20 protein-coding genes and 4 pseudogenes are annotated in these 23,087 nt (G+C 70.0%); 13 read left to right on the top strand and 11 right to left on the bottom strand.

All coding sequences use genetic code 11. The features are described 5' to 3' along the window. Nucleotides 1-112: 112 nt before the first annotated feature. On the bottom strand, nucleotides 113-472 hold the full coding sequence (locus tag ABT296_RS34580) for a hypothetical protein (RefSeq protein WP_351933403.1): 360 nt from the start codon (nucleotides 470-472) through the stop codon (nucleotides 113-115). A 117-nt stretch (nucleotides 473-589) separates the two neighbouring features. Continuing rightward, nucleotides 590-814 (bottom strand): annotated as a pseudogene (locus ABT296_RS34575) (zinc ribbon domain-containing protein); the annotation flags it as partial. Between the two features lie 1,315 nt (nucleotides 815-2,129). On the opposite strand from ABT296_RS34575, the gene ABT296_RS34570 reads away from it, so the two are divergent. After that, nucleotides 2,130-2,468 carry a MerR family transcriptional regulator gene (locus ABT296_RS34570; RefSeq protein ID WP_351933401.1) on the top strand — a complete coding sequence of 113 codons (339 nt, stop codon included), beginning with the start codon at nucleotides 2,130-2,132 and terminating at the stop codon, nucleotides 2,466-2,468. Nucleotides 2,469-2,746: 278 nt separating this feature from the next. Continuing rightward, a pseudogene (locus ABT296_RS34565) lies at nucleotides 2,747-3,081 on the top strand (transposase); the annotation flags it as partial. A gap of 837 nt (nucleotides 3,082-3,918) precedes the next feature. Here the strand turns inward: ABT296_RS34565 and ABT296_RS34560 are convergent. After that, complete coding sequence (locus tag ABT296_RS34560; RefSeq protein WP_351933399.1) at nucleotides 3,919-4,362, bottom strand: DUF2267 domain-containing protein; 444 nt, start codon at nucleotides 4,360-4,362, stop codon at nucleotides 3,919-3,921. A gap of 544 nt (nucleotides 4,363-4,906) precedes the next feature. Next, the gene (locus ABT296_RS34555) at nucleotides 4,907-5,338 is read right to left on the bottom strand and encodes an Hsp20/alpha crystallin family protein (RefSeq protein ID WP_351933397.1); all 432 of its coding nucleotides are present in this window, start codon (nucleotides 5,336-5,338) and stop codon (nucleotides 4,907-4,909) included. A gap of 127 nt (nucleotides 5,339-5,465) precedes the next feature. Between ABT296_RS34555 and ABT296_RS34550 the strand changes: the two genes are divergently transcribed. From ABT296_RS34550 to ABT296_RS34535, 4 genes and pseudogenes are all read left to right on the top strand, one after another. Beyond that, nucleotides 5,466-6,089 (top strand): type III effector protein, encoded by a 624-nt coding sequence (locus ABT296_RS34550; protein ID WP_351933395.1) that lies wholly within the window; start codon nucleotides 5,466-5,468, stop codon nucleotides 6,087-6,089. Nucleotides 6,090-6,459: 370 nt separating this feature from the next. Beyond that, complete coding sequence (locus ABT296_RS34545; RefSeq protein ID WP_351933393.1) at nucleotides 6,460-6,609, top strand: hypothetical protein; 150 nt, start codon at nucleotides 6,460-6,462, stop codon at nucleotides 6,607-6,609. A gap of 1 nt (nucleotide 6,610) precedes the next feature. Next, nucleotides 6,611-7,351, top strand: a complete 741-nt coding sequence (locus ABT296_RS34540) for a phosphodiesterase (RefSeq protein WP_351933391.1) — start codon at nucleotides 6,611-6,613, stop codon at nucleotides 7,349-7,351. Nucleotides 7,352-7,864: 513 nt separating this feature from the next. Then, nucleotides 7,865-8,310 (top strand): annotated as a pseudogene (locus ABT296_RS34535) (SPW repeat protein). A gap of 217 nt (nucleotides 8,311-8,527) precedes the next feature. Here ABT296_RS34535 and ABT296_RS34530 read toward each other — a convergent pair. Both ABT296_RS34530 and ABT296_RS34525 read right to left on the bottom strand, forming a co-directional pair. Next, nucleotides 8,528-9,346: an IclR family transcriptional regulator gene (locus ABT296_RS34530; RefSeq protein WP_351933389.1), complete on the bottom strand. Its 819-nt coding sequence runs from the start codon at nucleotides 9,344-9,346 to the stop codon at nucleotides 8,528-8,530. Between the two features lie 67 nt (nucleotides 9,347-9,413). Then, complete coding sequence (locus tag ABT296_RS34525) at nucleotides 9,414-10,127, bottom strand: FAD-dependent monooxygenase (RefSeq protein ID WP_351933387.1); 714 nt, start codon at nucleotides 10,125-10,127, stop codon at nucleotides 9,414-9,416. Between the two features lie 15 nt (nucleotides 10,128-10,142). Between ABT296_RS34525 and ABT296_RS34520 the strand changes: the two are divergent. Together ABT296_RS34520 and ABT296_RS34515 are read left to right on the top strand one after the other, a co-directional pair. Further along, nucleotides 10,143-10,403: pseudogene (locus ABT296_RS34520) on the top strand (class I SAM-dependent methyltransferase); the annotation flags it as partial. A gap of 125 nt (nucleotides 10,404-10,528) precedes the next feature. Continuing rightward, nucleotides 10,529-11,248, top strand: coding sequence for a type 1 glutamine amidotransferase (locus tag ABT296_RS34515; protein WP_351933385.1), 720 nt, complete (start codon nucleotides 10,529-10,531; stop codon nucleotides 11,246-11,248). A gap of 103 nt (nucleotides 11,249-11,351) precedes the next feature. On the opposite strand, the gene ABT296_RS34510 is transcribed toward ABT296_RS34515, so the two are convergent. Beyond that, nucleotides 11,352-12,248 (bottom strand): ADP-ribosylglycohydrolase family protein, encoded by an 897-nt coding sequence (locus ABT296_RS34510; RefSeq protein WP_351933383.1) that lies wholly within the window; start codon nucleotides 12,246-12,248, stop codon nucleotides 11,352-11,354. 246 nt (nucleotides 12,249-12,494) lie between these two features. Here ABT296_RS34510 and ABT296_RS34505 point away from each other — a divergent pair, with 246 nt between their 5' ends. From ABT296_RS34505 to ABT296_RS34495, 3 genes are all read left to right on the top strand, one after another. After that, the gene (locus ABT296_RS34505) at nucleotides 12,495-13,220 is read left to right on the top strand and encodes a class I SAM-dependent methyltransferase (RefSeq protein WP_351933381.1); all 726 of its coding nucleotides are present in this window, start codon (nucleotides 12,495-12,497) and stop codon (nucleotides 13,218-13,220) included. 371 nt (nucleotides 13,221-13,591) lie between these two features. Further along, entirely contained in the window at nucleotides 13,592-15,202 is a 1,611-nt protein-coding gene (locus tag ABT296_RS34500; protein ID WP_351933379.1) for a sigma-70 family RNA polymerase sigma factor, read from the top strand. Nucleotides 15,203-15,767: 565 nt separating this feature from the next. Continuing rightward, nucleotides 15,768-16,280 (top strand): hypothetical protein, encoded by a 513-nt coding sequence (locus ABT296_RS34495; RefSeq protein ID WP_351933378.1) that lies wholly within the window; start codon nucleotides 15,768-15,770, stop codon nucleotides 16,278-16,280. Between the two features lie 194 nt (nucleotides 16,281-16,474). Here the strand turns inward: ABT296_RS34495 and ABT296_RS34490 are convergent, their stop codons facing one another. Further along, the gene (locus ABT296_RS34490; RefSeq protein WP_502977396.1) at nucleotides 16,475-17,542 is read right to left on the bottom strand and encodes a hypothetical protein; all 1,068 of its coding nucleotides are present in this window, start codon (nucleotides 17,540-17,542) and stop codon (nucleotides 16,475-16,477) included. 131 nt (nucleotides 17,543-17,673) lie between these two features. Further along, complete coding sequence (locus tag ABT296_RS34485) at nucleotides 17,674-19,050, bottom strand: FG-GAP-like repeat-containing protein (protein ID WP_351933376.1); 1,377 nt, start codon at nucleotides 19,048-19,050, stop codon at nucleotides 17,674-17,676. A 262-nt stretch (nucleotides 19,051-19,312) separates the two neighbouring features. Between ABT296_RS34485 and ABT296_RS34480 the strand changes: the two genes are divergently transcribed. After that, complete coding sequence (locus ABT296_RS34480) at nucleotides 19,313-19,969, top strand: hypothetical protein (RefSeq protein WP_351933374.1); 657 nt, start codon at nucleotides 19,313-19,315, stop codon at nucleotides 19,967-19,969. Nucleotides 19,970-20,014: 45 nt separating this feature from the next. Here the strand turns inward: ABT296_RS34480 and ABT296_RS34475 are convergent, their stop codons facing one another. Beyond that, the gene (locus tag ABT296_RS34475; protein ID WP_351933372.1) at nucleotides 20,015-20,698 is read right to left on the bottom strand and encodes a hypothetical protein; all 684 of its coding nucleotides are present in this window, start codon (nucleotides 20,696-20,698) and stop codon (nucleotides 20,015-20,017) included. 137 nt (nucleotides 20,699-20,835) lie between these two features. Continuing rightward, nucleotides 20,836-21,630, bottom strand: a complete 795-nt coding sequence (locus tag ABT296_RS34470; protein ID WP_351933371.1) for a hypothetical protein — start codon at nucleotides 21,628-21,630, stop codon at nucleotides 20,836-20,838. A gap of 280 nt (nucleotides 21,631-21,910) precedes the next feature. On the opposite strand from ABT296_RS34470, the gene ABT296_RS34465 reads away from it, so the two are divergent. Beyond that, nucleotides 21,911-23,077 carry an esterase-like activity of phytase family protein gene (locus tag ABT296_RS34465; RefSeq protein WP_351933369.1) on the top strand — a complete coding sequence of 389 codons (1,167 nt, stop codon included), beginning with the start codon at nucleotides 21,911-21,913 and terminating at the stop codon, nucleotides 23,075-23,077. Nucleotides 23,078-23,087 lie beyond the last annotated feature (10 nt).

Here is a 23,087-nt window from a genome sequence, read left to right as displayed (position 1 = left end):
CAGGCGATCATCGACGAGGTGCCGTCCTACGCCAACGCCCTCTCGGGCCACATGGGAACCGCCGGTCGCGCCCTCTCGCGTATCGGTGGGCCGTTTTCCCTACGTCTCCACGTCAGTGATCGGAGTAGCTGAAGTCGCCCATGGTCCAAGCGCTGACGTCCGCGATCGAGACGCGGTACATCCCGCCCGTCTCCGGGATCCCCATCGTGCCCTGAAGGATCCGCGCCATGTGGAAGTGCAGATGTGCGGGCGGCCCGTCCTGCCGTGTCGGAGCGGTGAAGAGGGCGGAGAACTCTGCCAGGCGTGCGGAGTCAGCCAGGACCTCCGAGACCCGCTGCCTCCACACCGCTTCGGGCGCCAGTCGACCGGTGATGACAGCGCCACCGGTGACCACCGTCAAGGACATCTGATTGCTCTGCCCGGACTCCACCAGCGTGGCGACGTCAACGAGCAGCTCGTCAAGCTGCGACATGAGACCCAATCCTATTCCCGGGTCACCCCGGCCCCTCAACCGGTCGTGCCACCGGACGGGAAGGACTGTCGCCTTCTTCCCACGGTTGACTTCCTCTCCCTCCTGAAGGGGGGATTCCTACGGCTCGCGCTGTAGGGGTTTCTGCTTCGTCGCCGGCTGCCCGCCCGGAGTGCTCCGTTGAGGTCTTACACCGGCTCCACAGACAGACGCCGTCAGCCCGACGGCCAGCATGTTCTTCGCCGCGTTCACGTCCCGGCCGTGGGTCGTCCCGCAGCCGTCGCGCGTCCACCTGCGGACGTTCAGCGGCATCCTGCCCTGCAAGGCGCCGCATGCGGAGCACAGCGGAGGGCGTGCCCGGAAGGAAGCTGCTGAAGCATCACAGCAGTCAGTTCCTCACCGGCAGCGTCGACGCCGAGGACGGCACTGACCTCCCAGGCCGCGGTCGGCTCGGTGGCTCTTTCGATCCAGAATGCTGTCGCGCGTACGAAGGCGTTTCCGGTGAGAGAGGGTCGGCGCCCTGAAGCGGTCGAGGCACACCAGGGCGGCGGTCTGTCATGGCCCTCTTTCGCACATGCGGATGCGGTGGCGGGGGACGGAGGAGGGGGATGGGCTTCCGCCCTCCGCTCCCGGTCTTCCTGCGGCTCAGCCACTGATGTGCTGGCGGTCACCGCCCGGCCGATGGCGATCTTGCGGGGCTCGGCGATCGCTCGGCGATCAAGTGTGCAGCGTGCGCACGCCCAGCTCGTAGTCGGCCGTGGTCTCCTCCGCGTCTGGGGCCGTGATGACGTGGGCCCGTCGGGCGCCCCCGCCCCTGTGCGAGGCGTCGGTCAGATGTCCCCCTCGACAGACACCCTCGCCCGCTGCGCCGCACACCTTCGCATCACCGTTCGAGATCGATTACCTACTCACCAGACTCGCGAAAATCTATGTTGGTGAGAGTAGACATTGGGTGTCAGCGCAGCTATGGTTTCTCTCGTAGGCCAGAGAGATAACAGGGCCTGGCAGAGATGAACTGCCGGCCGGCAGTACCGAGCAGGACGGAGCGGCAGCGGAGTTTCGAAGCCAGGGCTTTAGCAGGACGGCGACGGGACTGGCAGCCGGACCGGGTGGCCCGCAGTGATCAGGGGCCGCCTCGAGCGAGACCGCGGTCATGGCAAGTGCGGTACTCGTGAGTGCAGTGCGCAGCACCCAGCAAGGAGTCAGTGAGCGGTAACCCCGGTGAAGGCGTCAGCTGCGGACGCGCGCACCGGGAAGTTCGGCAGTGAGGTTCCCAGCCAGAGCAGACGCAGGACGGCAACGGGGCTGGCTGCCGAAGAGTGGCGCTGTGACAGGCCGCTGTGATCTACGCACCACCAGCAGTACCCGCAGTACGCAGGCCCCCAGTAAGTAGTTGATCACCGAGGAAGAACGGAGGAACCCACGCCATCAGGATCGCCCGGGCGCAACTTTCAGTCCGGGTACCGCAGGACATCGATAGCGAGGTGGTCTCCGGTCAAGCAACCGCGATCCCCGCGACACCGACAGCAACCAGGTCGGGTGCGCGGACACAGAAGGCCGGCGCAGTATCAGGGCCGGCAGATGGTGTAGTAGTTCCTTCGGGGCCCTGGTGCCAGTACTGGCACCAGGGCCCCTCAACGCGTTTCCCAGAGAGGTGCAAATGACAGCAGATGACTCGTACGGCCGTCTCGATGACGACGACTACCCCGCCTACACCATGGGCCGGGCCGCCGAGATGCTCGGCACCACACAGGGCTTCCTCCGCGCCATCGGCGAGGCCCGCCTGATCACCCCCCTGCGCTCGGAGGGCGGCCACCGCCGCTACTCCCGCTACCAGTTGCGCATCGCGGCACGCGCCCGCGAACTCGTCGACCAGGGAACACCGATCGAGGCTGCCTGCCGCATCATCGTTCTCGAGGACCAGCTCGAAGAAGCCCAGCGCATCAACGCCGAATACCGCCGCGCCGCCGCATCCGCCGCGCCGCCGGAGTCGGCCTGAGGTGAGCTCGCCCGCCCTGGCATCCACCCAAAGGTGCGACCCGAAGACTTGGCGACGACCGCCCCGATCCAAAGTCCGGGCGACGACACCGCCAGCGGCATCCGACGCAGCGAGGACGCCACAGTCGCCGACAGCGGGAGTGCAAATCCAACGGCGGATCCGACGCTCAGGGGAGACGCCAAGGGACTGACACGGCCGTGGGGTTGAGTACCGTGCAGCCTGTCGAGAAGGAATCGTCCGGGCCGCCCGTGCCCGTGTCGGACGAGCAGTCGGCGGCGATGCTGGTTGGAAGGGCCCGGTCAGAGAGACTGCAGCTGACCGGGCAGGGCGGGCTGCTGCAGCAGCTGACCCGGATCCTGGAGTCCGCCCTGGAAGGTGAGATCACGGATCACCTCGCTACGAGAAGCACGAATCAGCCGGCCGGGGCAGTGGCAACACCCGCAAGGGAGACCGGGCCAAGACTGTGCTGACCGACGTCGGACCGGTCGAGATCAAGGTCCCGCGTGACGTGTCGGGCACGTTCGAGCCGCAGATCATCAAGAAGCGGCAGAACCGGCCACTCGACCGCGTCTGCCCCGCTCTGTTCGTCGATGCGATCAACGTCAGGATCAGGGTTATGTCGACGATCTTGTGATCCAGCGCGGAGGGTGTCACCGTGCGAGCAGGACGCGTTCGCGAAGGAGATCGAGGCTGGCACGGCCGAGCACCTGGTGTTTGAGCGTCTTCAGCCGGTTGATGTTGGCTTCGACAGCGCCCGAACTATCGTGCAGAAGCAGACCGTTTGGGACGGCGCTGAAACCGCGGCGCGACCCGCCCGACACAGCCACATGGGCGGGCGGAGCATTCTTGCTTCTGTAAACCGGCAGAGGCAGGCTGAAGGCAGCGACAGGTAAGCACCGCGCCCCACCGGCACGGGCTTGCCCCTTTCGGCATGGGCGTCCGTTCTGAGCGAGGCTGCATGACTCACCGCTCGCCCGTAACCTGCCAGGCAGCCACTGGCCGCGCGCTGGTCATGTCCCTGCAGGGCACCCTGGACGCGCAGACCTGCGACGACCTCACCGCACAGCTGCGCCGACACCTTGGCGCGGCTGCCCGATCCGGGCAACGGCTGATCATCGACATGTCCGGCGTCATCTGCCTCAGTGCCGCCGCACGCAGAGCCATCGCGCAGGCCGGCGACCACCTCGCCGCTATGCCTCTCCTCGCCATCGGTGTCCGCCCTGGAAAAGGGTCGCGCCAAAGCAGCGGCCCGCGCCCTGCGGCCGCGTCGTACCGACAACGTGATGCCCCGACCAGAGATCGGGGCATCACCATGAGAGCTCGGCGTGGGGTCCGTTGACGACCGTCGGGCGCGGGGCGCGGCACCGAGGCCGCGACGGCACGAGTTCTGTGGGGCTCAACGGCCCGTGCACGCGTGCAGCCCGTCGGCGCCCCACGGACACGGCCCCGCCTACGCGGCGGAGTTGAGTTCGGCTCGGCCGAACAGCAGGGCGTAGCCAGGGGGAAGCTGGTCGAGAATGCGGGTGATGAGGCGGGGGCCGGCGTGGGCGGCGACGGCCGCGAAGACGGAGCCGGTGTCCCAACGGGTGGTGGCCAGGGATGCGCCCACGCGGGTGGCGAGGTCCTTCACGAAAGCCCAGCCTCCCAGCGGCTGGGGGTCAGGAATCTGCGCCGTCAGGACTCGTGCGGCCTCCGGGGGCAGGCAGGCGGCCAGATCGACGCGTTCGTCGCCGGTCAGCTGGCGTCCCAGTCCCGCAAGGACCAGGCGGACGGCTTCGTCGGCTCGCTCACGGGTGGAGTAGGCGCCTTCGTAGCGGATCTTCTCCAGCATCTGCTCATACGCCCCGGAATACGGTTGCTGGCGCTCAAGCGGTACGCGCACGTCGGTGATCACTGCGGTGCATGCCTTTCGTCAAGCTATAGGGGTGCCGGTGTGCGGCACGAGGCGGAATCAGGGTGGGCTGGGGACGACGGGCGTAGCCGACGGGGAGCCAAAGCAGGGTGCGCCTCAGAGTGTCGTCGCGACGGAGTCGGCAGCCGTGGACAGTACTGCGTGGACGTCCCGGGCCGCGGTCTGCTCGGTGGCGCCCTCGATCCAGGCCGCAGCTGCCCGCACGGACTGCTCCGGCGGCAGCGCTCAGGCGCTCTGAAGCGGGTTGAACGGGATCGGGGAGGATTTCTCCGGCAGGCATGCCGCCTCCGTCTGGGCGCGGCGTCGCCGACCAGGGACGCGCCGATCAGCGCGAGCACAAGCCGGGCCGCGCGTTCGGCTTCTTCCCCAGTGCCCTCCTACCCCGCTCCGTGACGTGGTCGAGAAACGCTTTGCGGGCAGAGGCATCCCGCGGCCGCCGCCCTTGTTGGCCTTTCCGGCTGCGAGGAGGTGCGGGGGCGGGTGAGGGGGGATCAGGTGCCCGCCCTCCGCACCTGTCGGGCCGGTGTCAGCCGGAGATCTCCCTGTGGCCGGCTCCCACGCCGATGGAGATCTTGCGGGGCTTGGCGCGCTCGGCGATCGGGATCCGCAGAGTGAGCACGCCTGCGTCATAGTCGGCCTTGATGTGCTCGGTATCGAGGGTGTCGGCGAGCATGATCTGGCGCGAGAAGACACCCAGCGGCCGCTCGGACAACTCCATCTGCACGCCCTCGGCCCTCGCCGCAGGCCGACGCTCGGCCTTCACCGTCAGCATGTTCCGCTCGACGTCGATGTCGATCGCGTCGGCACTCACACCGGGAAGGTCGAAGGCCACCACGAACTCGTCGCCGTCGCGGTAGGCGTCCATCGGCATCGCCGACGGCCTCGACCACGTACCCGGCCCCATCAGCTGCTGCGTCAGCCGGTCCAGCTCACGGAAGGGGTCAGTGCGCATCAACATGGGAAAACACCTCCAGCAGGTTCAGGCAGTTGCTGCCAATGCGCCTCACTGACACCGTTGTAGCATGTCATCCAATGGATGACAAACATGATGTCGTCCACACGACGACACTCCAAGGGAGGAGCCCATGCCCCCGGCCGACCAGCCGCCCAGCCCTCACACTCAAGGCCCAGTGCCGTTCCTGGCCGCCGCGGCGGCCCTGACCGCCATAGATGACGCCCTGCAGACCGCCCAGCACGAAACCCCGGGCTCCCCCGGCTCCGGTCCGGCCCCCAGGGAGGCCCTCGCCTCCCTGATGCTGCTGCGGCAAATCCGCGAGCAGCTCGCCGACTGGGAGACCGGCCTGATCGAAACAGCCCGCCACGCGGGCGCCAGTTGGGCCGATCTCGCAGGTCCTCTGGGTGTCGCCAGCCGTCAGGCCGCCGAGCGCCGCTACCTGCGCGGCCGACCCGGACCGGCCGGGTCCACAGGCGAACAACGCGTCCAAGCGACCCGCCAGGCCCGCGCCGCCGACCGGACCAACGCCACCTGGGCCCGAGCGCACGCGGCCGACCTTCGCCGCCTCGCAGGCCAGATCACCGCCCTCACCGACCTGCCCGACGCCGCCCGCCACCCGGTCAGCGAGCTCCACGCCGCCCTCGCCCAGGACGACCCCACAGGTCTGATGGCCCCTTTGGCTGCGGCCCGCCCGCACCTGGGCGCCGCCCACAGCGGCCTCGCCGCACAGCTCGATACCCTCACACCGCCGTGAAAGAGCCTCTTGCCCTGCAGGGGCGCGCCAAGGCTCCAGCTGCGTCGCCTGACCACGGCCGCGGTCGCCGAGAACGTCGAACGCTTCCGCGCCGCCCACGCAGTCCTGAAAGACCGTCGTCCGGCCCGGAGGAGAGAGCGGACGGCACCATTGGCGTGACACCACCCCGCGGGATTTGCGCAGACGCCTCTCGTTCGGCGCCGGTCACCGCCGTCCGGCGAGAGACGTCAACCAAGCTGCCCGCCGGGGCTGAGGCGTGGCTCGAAAGCTTCCACGCAAAACAGAAGGGCCCCGAGGCCGTGCCGGTCGGCAGGATCGGGGTACCCCGGAAGCGCGCGTGTCCCCCTCCCTTGATCCCAGGAGGCACCCCATGACACTCGAACAGCGAGGCCTCCCGCTGGACCGCCGACTGCGGCGGTGGTGGGCGGTCCTCTCGCCCGACCAGGCGCCTGCGGCATACGACATGTTCAAGGCGAAGACCGGCGGTCGCGTGCGCGCCATGATCCGGCCCCAGGACTGAGATGTCCCTTCCCATCGCCGAGTCCGCCCGCCGCGTCGCACGACGCGTGGGCCATTGGCGCGCGGCCCCGGCCCTCCACCCACACGGCGTGCTGTGTTCGGGCACCCTCGACGTGCCCGGCCGCACAAGCTCGCCGCCGTGGGGCGCACCGTGGCTGGACGAACCCCGCTCACACACTGTGACCGTACGCTGGTCGCGCGCACTGGGCCTGCCCCGCCCACTGCCGGACGGTCTGGGCCTGGCCGTCCGGGTGATCGATGCCGACGGCCCGGGCCGCCCGCTCGATCTGATCTTCACGTCCAGTGGCTCCGGCCGCCTCGGCCGCCACGTACCCCTTCTGCGTCCTGACGCCTTGGCCGGCCCCTACTCCACCCTGATGTCCTACCGGGTGGGCGAACGGGAGTGCGTGCTGGCCGCCTTCCCAGACTCGGACGGGCCTGCGAAGGGCGCCGTCGAACCGACACTGTGGCAGAAACTCGCCTGTCGCCCCGTCCGTTTCGCCCTGCGCGCGGCAGCCACCGACGAAGTGTGGCGTACCTTCGCCACCTTGTCACTGGAGGCAGTGGTTGGTGCGCCGGCCTGGGGCACCGTGTCCTACGACCCGTATGCTCACGGACTTCCCGACCTGCATCCCACCGAGCGACTGCGTCGACTCCGCGAGGCCGCCTACGCAGGCTCTCGCCACGGGCGTGCCGCTGCGGGAGGTGCTGCGTTCGAAGCAGATGTGTCGTCCCCGGAATAGTCGGGGAGCACGGCCGCACCTCCGGCAGACGGGCCGCGGCAGACTGCTTTCCCAACGGGCTGTTGCCGCGGGTCACCACCCGGCGCGGCCACTCGAGGTGCCGCCGGCCGCCCGTCCTGGCTGCACCGGAGTCGGGCAGCGCGGACGGACAGCCCATGAGGAGGTCGCCGAAGGCGGAGGCCCCCCGGCGACCTGGCCCCGCAGCCCGTCTTACCGAAGGGCGCGGTCCGCCGCGACACAAGCGCGTGCCCGAGCTGCGGACCTCCAACAGTCGCGGCCCGAGCACCCGGCGTCCGACGGTGCCGGAACCGCGCAGACCTGCGCCGAGCACTGGTTCGCCGCATTGCATACCGCATGTCCCGGCCCGACCACGACTGAGCCCCAGCACGGGCCCTGCGCCACCCAAACCTCTGCGGGCGGGCAATTCGCGACCGGCCACGGATACGCGGGGCCGGCACCTATCCAATCCGAACCGTGGAGGTGAGGGGCGTGACAACCTCCCCGAGGTCATCGATGGAAACCCATCCCGACATCATCTCCATGCACAACCGTCACGAAATGGCGGAGCGCGCCACCAGTACGCCGCGGCCCAGGCCATCGAGATGACCGCTCTGCTCACCGGGATGTATCTGGCGGCCTCCCCGTGGATCGCGGGATTCAGCAACCTGGGCGCCCTGGCGGTGACCAACGTGATCGTCGGCATCACCTACGCCCTCCTGATGAGCGGTGGGTTCGGCCGCGCCTGCGAACGCACGCACAGCATGGCGTGGGCGGCGTGCGCCCTTGGCGCATGGACCGTCATCGCGCCCTGGGCCGTCTCCGGCGACGTCAGCACTACCAGGACCGTGGTCAACAACGTCATCGTCGGAATCATCGCTCTGCTGCTGGGTCTGGCGGCCAGCGCCGCCTCCGCAGACCGGCAGCCGGAGCGGTCCGAACGTCGTATGACCGCACGGTGAAACTCTGAGCCGGCCAGAAATTCCCACTCCACCCGCCAGTCACCACGACGACCGGGTGAGAGAACGAACCGCCCGGCGGCTTGCAGGCCGCCGGGCGGTGCGGCGCCATTCAGGCGCAGCGCGTCATCGCCGGGCAGAGACCGCCCGGCCCAAGGACCTGGCGGAGAAGCGGGGAGCGAACCGGCGCGTCGACACGAGGTCGGAGAACGCATGCGTCCTACGACGTGCGGCCGTCCACGGAGTGGCCCAGCACCTCGGACATGGCCCGCGTCGCGTGCAGCAGTTCACTCGTGTGACGGACGAGGTCCTGCTCGGTGATCCCCCGTGCAGGCATCACCAGGGTGACGACCAGGGGGAAGGACTCACCGACGGTGAACACGGGGGCGGCAACCGAGGTGACGCCGGGAATGACACCGCCGACGGTCCTCGCCACCCCCTCCCGCACCACCTCGGCCTTGATCCGGTCCACGCGCTCCCGGGTCGCCGAGTCCAGCGCGTCCGACTCCAGTTGCGCGCGCAGCACCGGCTCGGTGAACTGCTCGGGCAGGTGCGCGAGGAAGGCACCGCCCATGGCCGAGGTCAGCAGCGGCATCGTGGCACCGACCCTGACGGTGATGGGCAGTGCGTGGGCGCCGTACTCCCAGCGCACCACGACGGGACCGTGATCTCCCCACACCGAGAGGTTGATCGCGTGCGTCGTGCGGTCCCGCAGTGTCGGCAGGTGTTCGCTCACCAAGGCCACTTCGTCCATCCTGCGCAATGCCTCGACACCGATGCGCCGCATCGCCGGCCCCATGTCGTACCGCCCGGAGCTGGGCGACTGGGCGACGAGGCCGACGCGTGCGAGGCTGACGAGGTAGCGGTGGGCCTTGCTCGGCTGCATGCCGCAGGCCGCCGCCGTCTGCGTCAGGCTCATCGGGCCACGCCCCTGTTCGAGGGCCTGGAGCACCGTCATCGCCAGCTCGACGGACTGGATGCCCTGCCGTGCGGGTGAGGGCTCGCCGGCCGTCGAGTCGGCGGGCCGTTGAGGGGTCACGGAGCCGGTCACAGCGCCCGGCCCGGTGTCGAATGTCGCGGGCCGCGCCGGGCCGGTGTGCGGGACATCAGGCGGTCACGCGCACGTCCGCCACGGCGTCGCCGCCCCGCACCGCGCTCAGCAGCTCGCCCACCAGCTCCGCCACCGCGTCGGGTTCGTTCGCCGTGCCGAACACGTAGAAGTCGGGGCGCACCACGACGGCCGAGCAGCCCAGTTCGGTGAACCAGTCGCGGTAGGTGCCGTCTACGTCGTGGACACCGAACGCTTCGGGGATTTCGATCCTCCCACCGACCACGACGACACGGACGCCCGCTCGGGCGAGGTCGTCCAGCAGGCCCGTCAACTGCGCCGAATCCAGGCTCCGTTCCTGTATGAGCAGGTGGAAGCCGCCGCCGACGATCTGATCCAGCCGGTCGCGGCGCGTGCCGTCGTCCACCTGGCCCTGCACCGACAACTGCCCGCGGCCGGCACCTGAGTTCCGTGCGAAGAGGCCCTCGACGAGGCTCGGCAGGCGGATGGCCTCGGGGGCAGCCGAGGCGGCCCGGCGGGCCAGCAGTGTCCGGTCGCGTTCCGCGGCACGCTCGGGGTCCCGGAGCGTCTGCAGATGACCGAGTTCGATGCCCTTCTCGGTCACCGCGCGCACATGCGGCTCACGCTCCGTCTGGTAGGTGTCGAGGATGTCGTTGCCGGCGGCCCCGCGCAGGACGAGGTCGAGCTTGAACGCGATGCTCTGTGCGTCGCGGAACCCCGAGCACATGCCCTGTCCCAGGAAGGGGGGCATCTGGTGTGCCGCGTCATCGACGGCTCGGACCACGTCCGGGAGGTCATGCGGAGCGGTGCGTTCGGACCCACCGCCTTCCGCCGCTACGAACGGGACCTCACCTACACCACGTCGGAGTATTTGCGGCTGCTTCAGACCTACTCCGGTCATCGTGCTCTTGCGGCGGATGCCAGGAACGGACTGCTGGACTGCATCGCGACCCTGATCGACGGGCGATACGGCGGCCGGGTGACGAAGCGGTATCTCATCGAGTTGGCGGTGTCGCGTCGGCGGTGACGCCGTGCAGCTGTGTCGCCAGGAGAGGAATGCGGACCGCCTCGGTTTGCCGACGCAGCACCGGCGCAGGCTGCTGGTTGTTGGTGTGATGAGAGTTCACGATGTCCCAGAGAGGCAGTCCCGGCATGGCCGATCCCCGCGTACTGGCCGTTCGCAACTCCCCGACCAGCGGTATCGGGCGCCTGCGGCTCTGGCTCCAGGAGGAGGGGCTGACCGTGGTCGAGATCGACGGCGCCGACACTCCCGAGACTCCCGACGGGTACGGTGGCGTCGTGCTCCTGGGCGGCGGCTTTCTGCCCGACGACGACATCCACCACCCGTGGCTTGCGCGCGAGCGCCGCCTCGCTCGCCAAGCGGTGGAGGACGGCACTCCCCTGCTCGGCATCTGCCTGGGCGCACAGTTGCTGGCAGCCGCCAACGGGGGCACGGTCAAGGGGAACTTCGGTGCACCGGAGCGTGGGACGTGCGCGGTGAGGCTCCTTCCGGAAGCAGCCGGTGATCGGCTCGTGCACGGACTTCCCAGCTCGTTCCCAGTGATCCAGAACCATCGCGACCAGATCACCCGCCTGCCCAGCGCCGCTGTGCGCCTCGCCGAAAGCGAGGCCTGTCGGGTGCAGGCGTTCCGGCTGGGGGCGCGAGCGTGGGGTGTCCAGTTCCATCCGGAGGTCGACGCCGGCCGACTCGCCCAATGGGACGAGGCAGCACTCGCCGAAGAGGGCCTGGACCTCAAGCTGCTCGCGGCTGAAGCCGAGCGGGCGGAACCCGCCGCGGTCGGCGCTGCCCGGCGCATGACCGCGAACTTCGCCGCCGTCGTCCACCAGCAGGCGGCCATCCAAGGAGCCTGACCTTCCTTGGGGTTACCTGGCGGCGGCTCCGTTCCCGATGCCGAACACGCCCTCGGGAACGGAGCCGCCAGGCTCTGAGCACCGGCGCCGCGAGGACGTCGCCCTACGGCAGCGGTTCACAGGCCGCGTGCCAAGCGGGAGGCAGAGCGGCAACGCCGGTGCGGGCGGCGATGACCCCGCCCGCGATGGCACAGGTGGTATCGATGTCGCCGCGCCCGCCAACTGTGATCCAAAGGCCCTCGTGCAGGTCGTCAAGGTGCCCCGCCGCACACCACAAGGCGTACGGGACGGTGTCGGGCCCCGACATCCGGTAGCCGGAGCCCAGCACCTCCGCGGCGTGCCGAACAGAGGTGTGCGCCGGCATCCGGGCCGCGATCCGCACTCCCGACCGGACGTCGCTGTCGGGGAGCCGTTCGGTGACTGCCTCAAGGAAGTCCGCCCTGGCCGGGGCAGCCCCGCCCCGGCTTCGGGTCGCCAGCGCCGCGGCCAGGGCAACCGCCACCGCTCCCGCGACCGCCTCCGGGTGGTGGTGTGAGACCGCACCCTGACGGGCCGCCTGCTCGGCGGCCACATCCAGGTCGGCGCTGTGCCAGACGCCGAGCGGGGCGGCACGCATGGCCGCTCCGTTGCCCCAGGAGCCCTGGCCGCCGAACTGTCCGGCGACCACCTCCTGCCAGGGCTCGCCCGCGTGGATCCGGCGCAGGACGTCGTGCATCGAGGCTCCGTAGCCGCGGTGCGTGTCCTCGGTGTAGGCGGCCGCGAGACGCAGGGCCAGGCGGTCCTGGTCGACGATGCCCCCGCCCTCGACGAGCTCCCGGACGAGAACCAACGCCTGAGCGGTGTCGTCGCTCCAACGCCACAGTTCCTCGGTGGGGAGTGTCCGCGCCTCCAGGGCTGCCGGGCCATGCCTGCGCAGGATTCCGAACCAACGGTCGCCGAAAGCGTCGCCGAACGCGAGCCCTCGCAAGGAGTCCAGCACAGGGGTGGGCACGTTGATCATCGGCGAAGTATCGCAGCGCGGGCGGCTCTCATACACTCCGTTTTCGCAGCCGCCAGGCTTCCGCGCAGCCGGTCCTTGCAGGCACTGGAGCCGCCTCCAGCGCGCGGGGGCGCATCCGCTGGAAGGGGGTGTACCGGCGGCCACTCGGTGATCTCGTTCCGAGCCGGGCGGCATCTGCCCAGGTGCCCCGGGACCGCCGTGAAACCGGGTAGCTGTTCTCACCCGGCTCCGCATACGTTCGGCCGCATGGCTGACGACTGCTTCGCGCATCCTCGACTCGCCGCGATCTACGATCCGCTCGACCCCGACCGCAGCGACCTCGATGCATACCTGCAGATGGCAGACGAGTTCGGGACTCACCGGGCACTGGACATCGGTTGCGGCACAGGGGTGTTCGCGCTTCTCCTGGCCGGCCGCGGGATCGAGGTCGTGGGAGTGGATCCCGCACAGGCATCCATCGACGTCGCACGGGCCAAACCGGGAAGCGGACGAGTGCGCTGGATCTGCGGCGATGCGACGGCCCTTCCGACGCTGCGGGTCGACCTCGCGACGATGACCGCAAACGTCGCCCAGGCCATCGCCGACCCTCAGACGTGGCAGAGGACCCTGCGAGGAGCCCACGCAGCGCTGCGGCCAGGCGGGCGTCTGATCTTCGAGACGCGCGATCCGTCCAGACGCGCCTGGGAAGAGTGGACCCGCGAGAAGTCCTACCGTGTGACGAACATTCCAGGCGTCGGCTCCGTCGAGACCTGGGTTCAACTCGTGGAGGTGAGCGGGCCTGTGGTGACGTTCCGCTGGACCTACAGGTTTGCAGCGGACGGGCAGGTGCTGACATCGGATTCGACGCTGCGCTTTCGGCAACGGGACGAAGTCGAGGGGGACTTGGAGGCGCACGGATACGTGATCGATGACATTCGCGATGCGCCCGACCGCCCGGGAAAGGAGTTCGTCTTCCTGGCGCGACGCCCTTGATCGACCACCGTCCCGAAGACCCACCGGGCCCCACTGGGCGGTTCAGGTCCGCCCCGGGGCGCATCCCCGGGCCGTTGCCGTACCGCCATACCGCCGATGGTGTCCGCGAACGCGAGAACCGACGCGAGCGGTCGGCGGACGTCAGCCGACCACGAGAGGGGCAGACAGGGGCATTCAGCCCGTATCGTCACGCGCTTCGGCGCCCGGCCCTGTGAATGTGACGTTCTCCATTGCGCCGTCGCGTCAGCCTCGTGAGGCTCTCGTGGAGCATGCGTCCGAAGAACCGCACGAAGAACTGTTATCCGGGGTTCCACGAGCGATCTCCCAGGTATCGGACAGCATCGTTCGGCGTCGAGGACAGGAAAGTTTTGATGAGTACAGAGCCCACGAGGGATCTCGCGGCACTGGTGACGGCCGCCCGCAGTGGCGACCCGGAGGCTCAGGACGCCCTGGTCGGCGCGTACCTTCCGCTGATCTACAACGTCGTGGGAAGGGCCCTGAACGGCTCCGTCGACGTCGACGACGTAGTGCAGGAAACGATGCTGCGGGCCCTCGACTCGCTCGGCGACCTGCGGACTCCCGAGAGCTTCCGCTCCTGGCTCGTGGCGATCGCGATGAACCAGGTACGGGCGCACTGGAACGCCCGGCAGACGGCCCCGGGCGGTGTGGAGGAGGCCGCGGAGCTTGCGGACCCGGGCGCCGACTTCGTCGATCTGACCATGGTCCAGTTGCAGTTGTCCGGCCAGCGCCAGGAGGCGGCGCGCGCCACCCGCTGGCTGGAGCCCGACGACCGGGGCCTGCTGTCGCTGTGGTGGCTCGAGTGCGCCGGCGAGCTGACCCGGGCCGAGGTGGCGGCGGCCCTGGAACTGTCACCGCAGCACACGGCGGTACGGGTGCAGCGGATGAAGGCGCAGCTGGAAGCGGCGCGGGTCGTCGTGCGGGCGCTGGACGCGCGTCCACGCTGCGCGGAGCTGCACGGCCTGATCGCGCCCTGGGACGGCCGGCCCTCGGCACTGTGGCGCAAGCGAATAGCCCGGCATGCCCGGGATTGTGCACAGTGTGCCGGCCTGTGGAGCGGGTTGATGCCCGCCGAAGGGCTCCTGGCCGGCCTCGCGTTGATCGCGGCGACCCCGATGCTGCTGGACCGGGTGCTGGACGCGGCCGACGCCACGGCCCCGGCCGGCTCGGCCTCCGCGGTGAGCACCTCGGGCGGACATCGCGCCGCCCGCGGCCGGCCCGTCTCCCGCGGAGAAGCCCGCCGCCGGCGGCGGAACCGGCGCCGGGCCGTCGGAGGTGCCGTCCTCGCAGCCTGTGTCGCGGGCGGCGGGTTCTGGCACTTCGGCTCGGGTCCCGGCGACGGGACGGAGCAGTCGACGTCGGTGGCCGACGGCGGCGCACCGGTCCCGGAACTCTCCGAGCCCAGTGACCTGGAGACCTCGGCGCCGGCGTCGAAGTCCCCGTCGCCGTCCGCCTCGCCCTCGAAGACGGCGAAGCCCTCCACCTCGCCGAAGGCGACCAAGAAGTCGACACCGACCCCGACGCCGACCCCGACACCGACCCGGACCGCGTCCCGCACGCCCCAGGCGCAGTCGGCCCCCACGGGCACCGTCGCGCAGGTCGTCGCGCTGGTGAACGAGGAGCGGGCGAACGCCGGCTGCGGTCCGCTCGCGGAGGACTCCCTGCTCAACGAGGCCGCGCTGGGTCACTCCGAGGACATGGACGCGCGCGACTTCTTCGACCACACCAACCCGGACGGCGCGGACCCCGGCCAGCGCATCACGGCGGCCGGCTACCGCTGGTCCACCTACGGCGAGAACATCGCGATGGGGCAGCAGACCCCGGCCGCCGTGATGGAGTCCTGGATGAACAGCCCCGGCCACCGGGCCAACATCCTCAACTGCTCGTTCAAGGACATCGGAGTCGGCGTCCACGACGCCCCCGGCGGCCCCTGGTGGACCCAGGCCTTCGGCGCCAAGCTGTAGGCCCGCCGTCTGCCCGTCTACAAAGCACCCTGGCCAGCGAACTCCCGGCCAGGGCACACACCCGACGAGTGGCGTCGCCGCGGCCCGACCCCGGTACGCCCCGCTCACGACAGCACCGACACCTTCACCCTGCAGATAGCCGGAACAGACCTCGTCACAGCACTCACCCAACGCATCGCGTCCTCAACTCCTGCCACCACACGCTGCCAGTCACAGGCCGGCACTTCGACAGCCAGGACGAGGCTCATCTTTCGCAAACACCCCTTGCCGCATGTGCGGCCCACAGCGCCACCGCAGTGCGGCGCGGACTCGACAAGATCGCCGGATTCAAAGTCCTTTGATGGTCTGCCGAACGCTTCGCGGGCCGGCAGGTTGAGGTGACGGACCAGGTCTCCGTGGCATTCTCGTAGGCCTCGCTCGCCAGGCGTCCTATGAACCCCGCCCACAGGCTTGACGATCTCTAGGAGCGTCAGTGCGGGGGCTCCGTCGAGGCGTTGATCCACCCGGGATAGTGTCCACTTGTTCGAAACGGCCCAAGTCCGAGGCCGTGTGAGGGAGGGGCACCATGAGCAGCACAGGAGCGATGGACAGCACATGGGTGCTGAGCGACAAGGAGGGCGGGAAACTCGCGGGCCGATGGTGGAAGTGGGCGCTGTCCGCCCCGGATGACCTCAGCCCGGTCCGCGACCTGACCGGGGAGCACGCTTCCTGGAGTCAGCCGAACGACCTCTGGTTCCTCGCAGGCACCTACGGCGGCCGGGTGGTGCGGCGCTGCGAGGTCCCCTCCGGTCGGCCTCTCTTCTTCCCCGTTCTCAACATGCAGCACACGATGTCGTACTCGAAGGTCCCTCAGTCCCTGTCGGTGGCTGAAGCCACAGCATTCCTCAACGGCGTGCCGCTGACTTTGCAGGAGTTTTCGGCGCCGTTCCGAACGGGGCTGACGCGTCGCTTCGCCTGGGGTATCTGGGGCGGCATCCTGCCCCTGGCTCCCGGCCATTACGTGCTGGAGATCAAAGGCAGGTCCACGGACGGCTTTTGGGTCGACACGTCGTATCACCTGGAGGCGAAACCTCTCTGATCGGTTTCGCGCTGCGGGCACTTGGAGCCGGCATCCCCCAGCAGGGATCTCTTGGACTCAGTGCGGTGCTGTTCGGCGCTGCTCGGGTGGCGGGACGGCAGAGGACCTGGAAGAGGAGTTCTGCGCCACGGCGGCGAGTTCCGTGCAGCAGAGTTCGGCCGGGCAGACGCCGACGGCAACGCCGAGCCACCCCGTCAGGACGTCCAGCAGGTGTGCGTGAACCAGGTCCGGACCTCGTCGGCGGACAGCACACGCGTCAGCTCGGCCGTTCCCGGCAGCATCGGGAAGAACCGGTCCGCGTTCCAACTACGCGTGTACAGCGGCTCGTCCAGCACGAGCAGGCGGTGCCCCTCCACGACGGGTATGTCGTCGGGCAGCCCCTCGTTCCAGATCCGTTCCCCGTCCGGGGCGAGGAGTTCGAAGGCCCCGGTCGCGATGGCCCCGGTGCGCCCCTGGGCGGGCTCGGGGTCCATGGCCAGGCGGACGCTCTCCGCCGAGGGTGCGGTGCCGGGCACATGACCGCCGCCGACGAGGACGTGGGCGAGCAGCGTGTGCAACTGGAAGTTGTCCCCGATGCCTCCGATGCGCACCTCGAACCCGGTTCCGGTGGGCCGGTGCAACACCACCAGCGGCTCGTCGTCGAGGATCGCCAGCGCGTAGGCCAGGCACTTGAGGTCGTGCCGCTCCATGTCCGCCAGCTCGCGGCAGGCGCCGAGGAGCGCGGAGGCGTGCCGGCGGCGCACCTCGGTGCTGCGGCACAGCACCGCCAGCGCGGGGGGCTGCCACTGCTCGACCGAGCACCAGGCCAGCGCCAGCCGCAACGCCTCCTGCTCCTCGCCACCGAGCCGGGCCATCAGCGCGTCGTCGATGATCTTCTCGTCGGCCTCCGGCAGTGCGTCCCCGGCACCACCTGCGGCGGACCAGCGGCGGGCGAACTCCAGGGCGTCGAGCAGGTCCCGGTGGGTGCCGTCGAGGATCGGCTCCGCGCAGGCCACCGGATCGGCACCACGTTCCACGCAGAAGCCGGCCGTCGTCGCCAGCATCGGGCGCGGGCCGGTGGGCGGAAAGGCGGGTATCAGCGCAGCCAACCGGGGTCCCACCGGCACGCATTCGGTGTCCGTCGCCGATTGCAGACCCTCTATCGCCGCGCCGAACGCACGCTCGGTGCGGCCACCGTCGCGAACGGCCACGGCCTGCTCCAGCTCCGACACGACGGCGGCCAGGTCCACGGCCTTCTGCTTCCTTCTGAAGATCACCGGCACACCTTAGGCCCGAGGTCTGACAGGTGTCACCAGCCACTGTCGTTCGAAGCATTCGGACCGCTCCGTGCTGTCGTAACTGGAGGGCGTGCGCTGTCCTGCCCCTCACGCCCCGTCGACCGCAACGCACCGGCTCACGTGCCCGGCTCGGGTACGGCGATGCAGTACGAGCCCGTGCCGGTGGTTCCCTCGCGGGTGCCGGGCAGCACGCAGTAGCCGTCGGGGTGAGCACCCCAGGGGTTCGTGCCCACCACGACCTCGGTGCGGCCGTCGAAGTCGGTGTCCAGGAGCGCGAGATGCGAGACGCTGAAGGAAGTCCCGTCCAACAGCACGCCGGGCAGGGCGTGATGGACCGACTGGGCGCCCGGAGCGGTCAGCTTCCCTGAGCCGTCGCCCTTCAGCACCACGACCCGTCCGGCGCGCTCCTGGTCGCCCACTCTCGCGTACGGGTCGCCCACTGCCACGTCGAGGTCCCCGTCGCCATCGACGTCGCCGACCGCGATGGACGTGGCGAAACCGGACCTGGTCCGCGGACCGGGCACCCCGGGTGTCCTCGGGTCGACGATCGTGACGCCGTCCGGATCGGGGCCGGCCGCGCTGCCGTAAAGCACCCTGACCGAGCCCGTCCCGGACCAGGAACCGAAGACCATGTCGTCGTAGCCGTCCCGGTCGAGATCGCCCATCTCGATCTCACGTCCTATGTCCGGACCATCCCCGCTCTCGTCCTTGCGCACGGTGACCGGCGCCTTCAGACCGGCCGAGCTGCCTCTGAGGAACAGCAGGAGGGCGTCGCCGGGTTCGCCGTCGTCGTCCACGGAGGCCACGGCGAGGAGGTCGGTGAACCCGTCACCGTCGGCGTCCCCGGCAGCCATGTCGTAGGTCTTCCAGTACTCCTCCTCGGCCTCCTCAACCGGATGCTCGCCGCTGTCCAGGGCGATCCGGTCCGTGCGGGCCGCGCCGCCGGTGCGGGTGAGCGGCCCGTAGGCGACCCATCCACTCGCGGCGACGTCCTGATGACCGTCGCCGTCGAAGTCGCCCGTGACGAGCTGTCCCGGCGGCCCCTCGCTCATCCCCACGGCGAGGCCGGTGCCGCCCGACAGTCCGCCCGGCCCACCCCACAGCACGGTCGCCCGGCCTGCGGCGTCCACCACCAGGTCCGTGTATCCGTCGTCATCGAGGTCCCCCCACACGCAGCCGCCGCCGAAGAAGTCGTGTGCGTCGGCACGACCGGGCACTCCGGCCGAGTTCTCGGTGATGACCTGCGTCTTCGGGGTACGGCCGGGTTCCGGCCCGTAGGCCACGGCTACATATCCGGCTTGGTTGAGCCCGTCGACCTTGCCGTCCTGGTCGGGCATCACCAGGTCCCCCCGGCCATCGCCGTTGAAGTCGGGGGCCCGGTGCACGGCAGTCGCGGACGCGCTGTCCCGCAGCAGCGAGGGCACCACCACCATCCCTCCGACGGCCAGGGTCACCGCAGCCATCGCCACCGCGGTCCACCTCGCTGGACTCACCGACAGACTCCTTCACACAAGTGATCACAAAAGCGGCGGGTGTTCACGGAAACGCCCGCCGTTGCGGAGGTGACCGCCAGGTGACCTGGATGGTTGCCCTCGGATACCGGACGGAACCCACAACCGCCAACATCACGACGTCAGTTGCCGGCGACTGATCAAACAGCAGGCGATTCCAGGTAGCGCTTCGTGCATGTCCGCTTGGTGGGCCGGTGAGCAAAAGGGAAGAGGGTGCTCCCGACGGGCGAGATACGGTCCTGCCATGTCCCGATCAGCCGATACTGCGCTCCCCCAGCCCCCCGTCACTGCGGACGACCTCGACCTTGCCGTGCAACTCGCTGTGGCAGTCCTTCGCAAGGCGCCCCCGGCCGCATGGGAAGGCAAGGCCGGTTCGCTGGAATGGGACTGCTGGGAAACCGTCGAGCACCTCAGCGACGACCTCTTCGCCTACGCCGTACAGCTGGGCCCCAAGTCACCGCCCCTGGATGGCGAGGTGCCCTTCGTATGGGAGAGCCGACGGCCCGGCGGCCCGGCGAACGCCATTCACGCGGACCGCGAGGCCGGGCCCGCCGGTCTGCTTCAGGTCCTGGAAGCGAGCGGCGCACTGCTGGTCGCCATGGTGCGCACGACGCCTCCGCAGACCCGCGCCCACCACGTCTTCGGCGTCTCGGATCCCGAAGGCTTCGCCGCGATGGGCATCGTGGAGACCCTGGTGCACACCCACGACCTGGCACAAGGGCTCGGCCTCGCATGGAGCCCGCCTGCCGATCTGTGTGCTCGGGCGCTCGCCCGGCTGTTTCCGAACGCGCCGACGACCGAGGCGCCCTGGCGCACCCTCCTGTGGGCCACCGGACGCGCCGAACTTCCTGGGCACCCTCGTCTCACCGCATGGCGCTGGGACGGGACGCCCCGGGCGTAGGCTCAGGATCGAGGGCGCAGCGCGGCGGCCGAGCACCGATGACCCTCATGGGTGTCCGTCGGCGTCCTTGGTCCGCCTCTGCTTCCTGCGCCGTTTCCCATCCCTCCGGGCCACTTCGGCTGCCAGTCGGGTGTGCCACTCCTGCAGACCCTTCATCCCGTGGTCGCCGAGGTTCTCGTCGACGCCGTAGATCGTCCCGCGCTCGACTTCGATCTCCTCCTCCAACAACTCCAGAGCTTCTCTCAGGTCGCCGTTCAGCTCCAGCGCCCTGACCAGGGTCGTACGGATGGGCCGTGTCTCGTCCTTCCGCTTCCAGCCGAACGCCTGGGACTCGGCATACAGGGCGCGCAGCAGGCGTACCCCCTCGGCCGCTTCACCGTTCTCGGCGAGGAACCGGGCCAGGCCCGCCCGCCGGCGGTGGGTGTCGGCGTGGTCGGGGCCCAGCACCCTGGCGGAATCCTCCGTGAGTGCCCGCGCCTCGACGACGGCGGTGTCCAGGTCACCGACCATCCGCCGGTTCCAGGCGAGCGTCGTCCGCCACACGAGGGTGTGGGGGTCGTCGGCACCGAACTCCGTGGTCCGTTCAGCCACTTCCGCCTCGGCCACGCGCAGCGTCTCGGCGTGCCGGCCCTCTTGGCTGAGCCAGCTGAGGGCTTTCGAGCGGGCGGCGAGGGTGTCGGGGTGCCAGCGCCCCAGTACCCGGGTGAGGTAGGCGACGTCCTCGTGCACGTCCGGCCAGGGTCGGGTCTGTGGCCGCCGCCAGTGACGGAAACGGCGCCTGACCCGCCAGGTGAACAGAGTGCGCCGTCGCACGCGCGGGTTGGACGACGGGCCCCGCCCGCCCTGGCTCAGGTCCATGTGGGGCATCAGAATGGGCCTCCGCTGTCCACCCAGATCTCCTTGTCCTCGGCCCGCTCGTGCGCGCTGCGCCGGGACCGGCTGCGGCCCGGTAGGTCACGCTCCCGTGTGCTCAGGGCTTGCTCGGCCGGGTGCTGCGGGAGACGGCGGCAGTACGCCGCGAACCGGTCACGACGCCTTGGCCGGCCACGTCCCACAAGCCACAGCAGTGGCACCGCCGTCAATGCCCACAGCACCAGACAGCACCACGCGCCGGCCACGACCGGCCCGACGCCGCTTCTCCAGTGCTCCTGCCGCAGGAAGACAACCTGGACGGCCGTCCAGAGGGTGAACCCGAGCACGGTCACGAAGGCGACGCCCGCGATGGAGTCCCCTGTGCCCCGTGACCAACGCGGCATCGTGCGGTCCTCGGCCCGCAGGAAGGCGTCACGCTGCCGCTGGTAACCCGACTCCCAGTGCAGCCGACTCAGCGGAAACGGTTCACTCCGCCGTCGCAGTACGGCCGGCAGTGCGGCCGGCACCGGATGCCCGGGGGCCGCGGCAGACTCCCCGGCCCTGCCGGTGACCTCCGCCACCCCGTCACCGCGGATCCTGATCAGGCCAGCGAGGAGCAGTTCGGCGGCCGCGGCCTTGTCCATGTGGTATCGATCACGGGCCGTGGCCACCGCGTGGTACGGGTCGATGTCCACCGCGTCCAACCCGGCTACCGCCGCCCGGTCGGCAAAGTCCCGGATCCACCACAACACCCCGAGCACGAGGAACACCCCGCCGACCGACACCAGCGCGACCAGGAACATGCCCATCCGACCCAAAACCGTACCCCCCGCCACTTCTCCGGAAGCCGTCGATTTCCTTACCTCCCCTCAACACACACATCCACGGGCAAACGGTTGCGGACAGGCGTGACCGCCGCCCCGGCACATCCGGGAACCCGCCCAATGAACGCCGCGGCCAGGCGGTGCGAGTGTCTCGTTCCTCATCTGCGGAGCCACCCGTCTCGAAGCACCCTGCCCGAGGCAAGCGCCAACAGCCTTACCCGATTGGGCGACTGTGCCCCGCGCTCCGGCAGGCCAAGATCATCTGGTGAGTTCCTCTCTGACGCGCCGTGCGTGCGCCGTAGCCCTGATCCTGACGTCGACCCTCGCCCCCGCCGTGGCCGCTGCCGCCCAACCCGACACCTCGGGGCAGGGGGCGGGGCACGCCGTGCAGGCGCGCCTGCTCGGCGAAAGGACCGTTCCGCACAAGCTCGCCTTCCAGGGCACCACCGTGGGCGGCCTCTCCGGCATCGACCGCAACCCGTGCACCGGCGAGTACGTCTTCATCAGCGACGACCGCTCCTCCTTGCAGCCCGCCCGCTTCTACACGGCCAGGATGGACGTGGACGCCGACGGCGTGCACTCGGTCGACTTCACCGGCACCCACCCCTTCCTCCAGCCCGACGGGACGGTGTACCCGCCTCCGGCCCTGGGCGACGGCAAGGCCGTCGACCCGGAGGAGATCCGTGTCGACCCCCGCTCCTGCGCCTACTGGTGGGGGCAGGAGGGCGACCGGCCCGCGACGGCCGGCCCGCCCGTCATCCAGCCGTCCATCCAGTACGCCTCCCCCACCGGTGAGTACCTCGGACGGCTGAGGCTGCCCGCGAACTACGAGATCACCGTGGAGGACCGCGGCCCGCGCCGGAACCAGGCGATCGAGGCGATCACCTTCGGCTCCCAGGGCAAGGTGGTGACCAGCGCGGTCGAGGGCCCGCTCCTCCAGGACGGCCCCGAGCCGGACGTCGACAACGGTGCGCTGGTCCGCGTCACCCAGCAGAACCGCGGCGGGAAGGTCCTCGGGCAGTTCGCCTACCCGCTGGAGAAGATCTTCGCCCAGAACGACCCCGACAGCCCCTGGGGCCCGGACACCGGCGTCCCCTCCATCCTCGCCTTCCCCGGCCAGCCCCACCGCTACCTCGTGCTCGAACGCACCTGGGTGGCCGGAGCCGGCTACAAGATCCGTCTCTTCGACGCCACCACGCGCGGGGCGACCGACGTACAGGCGATGGAGTCGCTGGCCGGACAGACCGTCGTGCCGATGCGCAAGCAGCTCGTCGCGGACTTCGACACCCTGGGCCTGTCCGCCGTCGACAACACCGAGGGCATGACGTGGGGCCCGAGCCTCCCCTCCGGCGAACGGCTGCTGATCCTCGTCAGCGACGACAACTTCACCCAGGAGGCGATCACCCAGGTCGTCGCCCTCGGCATCCGCTGACCGGGGCTTG

The organism is Streptomyces sp. NPDC000983 (genome assembly GCF_040299205.1).
Taxonomy (GTDB): domain Bacteria; phylum Actinomycetota; class Actinomycetes; order Streptomycetales; family Streptomycetaceae; genus Streptomyces.
Note: the sequence above shows the minus strand (reverse complement) of the source record. Positions and strands in the feature narration are given on the sequence as shown.

Bases quoted from the DNA above. Each gene is read 5' to 3' on its own strand.
- ABT296_RS34550 (WP_351933395.1), top strand. From the start codon at position 5,466: ATGCCCCCGGCCGACCAGCCGCCCAGCCCTCACACTCAAGGCCCAGTG.
- ABT296_RS34500 (WP_351933379.1), top strand. From the start codon at position 13,592: ATGAGTACAGAGCCCACGAGGGATCTCGCGGCACTGGTGACGGCCGCC.
- ABT296_RS34540 (WP_351933391.1), top strand. From the start codon at position 6,611: ATGTCCCTTCCCATCGCCGAGTCCGCCCGCCGCGTCGCACGACGCGTG.
- ABT296_RS34495 (WP_351933378.1), top strand. From the start codon at position 15,768: ATGAGCAGCACAGGAGCGATGGACAGCACATGGGTGCTGAGCGACAAG.
- ABT296_RS34525 (WP_351933387.1), bottom strand. From the start codon at position 10,127: ATGCCCCCCTTCCTGGGACAGGGCATGTGCTCGGGGTTCCGCGACGCA.
- ABT296_RS34480 (WP_351933374.1), top strand. From the start codon at position 19,313: ATGTCCCGATCAGCCGATACTGCGCTCCCCCAGCCCCCCGTCACTGCG.
- ABT296_RS34545 (WP_351933393.1), top strand. From the start codon at position 6,460: ATGACACTCGAACAGCGAGGCCTCCCGCTGGACCGCCGACTGCGGCGG.
- ABT296_RS34555 (WP_351933397.1), bottom strand. From the start codon at position 5,338: ATGTTGATGCGCACTGACCCCTTCCGTGAGCTGGACCGGCTGACGCAG.
- ABT296_RS34505 (WP_351933381.1), top strand. From the start codon at position 12,495: ATGGCTGACGACTGCTTCGCGCATCCTCGACTCGCCGCGATCTACGAT.
- ABT296_RS34470 (WP_351933371.1), bottom strand. From the start codon at position 21,630: ATGGGCATGTTCCTGGTCGCGCTGGTGTCGGTCGGCGGGGTGTTCCTC.
- ABT296_RS34580 (WP_351933403.1), bottom strand. From the start codon at position 472: ATGTCGCAGCTTGACGAGCTGCTCGTTGACGTCGCCACGCTGGTGGAG.
- ABT296_RS34515 (WP_351933385.1), top strand. From the start codon at position 10,529: ATGGCCGATCCCCGCGTACTGGCCGTTCGCAACTCCCCGACCAGCGGT.
- ABT296_RS34510 (WP_351933383.1), bottom strand. From the start codon at position 12,248: ATGATCAACGTGCCCACCCCTGTGCTGGACTCCTTGCGAGGGCTCGCG.
- ABT296_RS34570 (WP_351933401.1), top strand. From the start codon at position 2,130: ATGACAGCAGATGACTCGTACGGCCGTCTCGATGACGACGACTACCCC.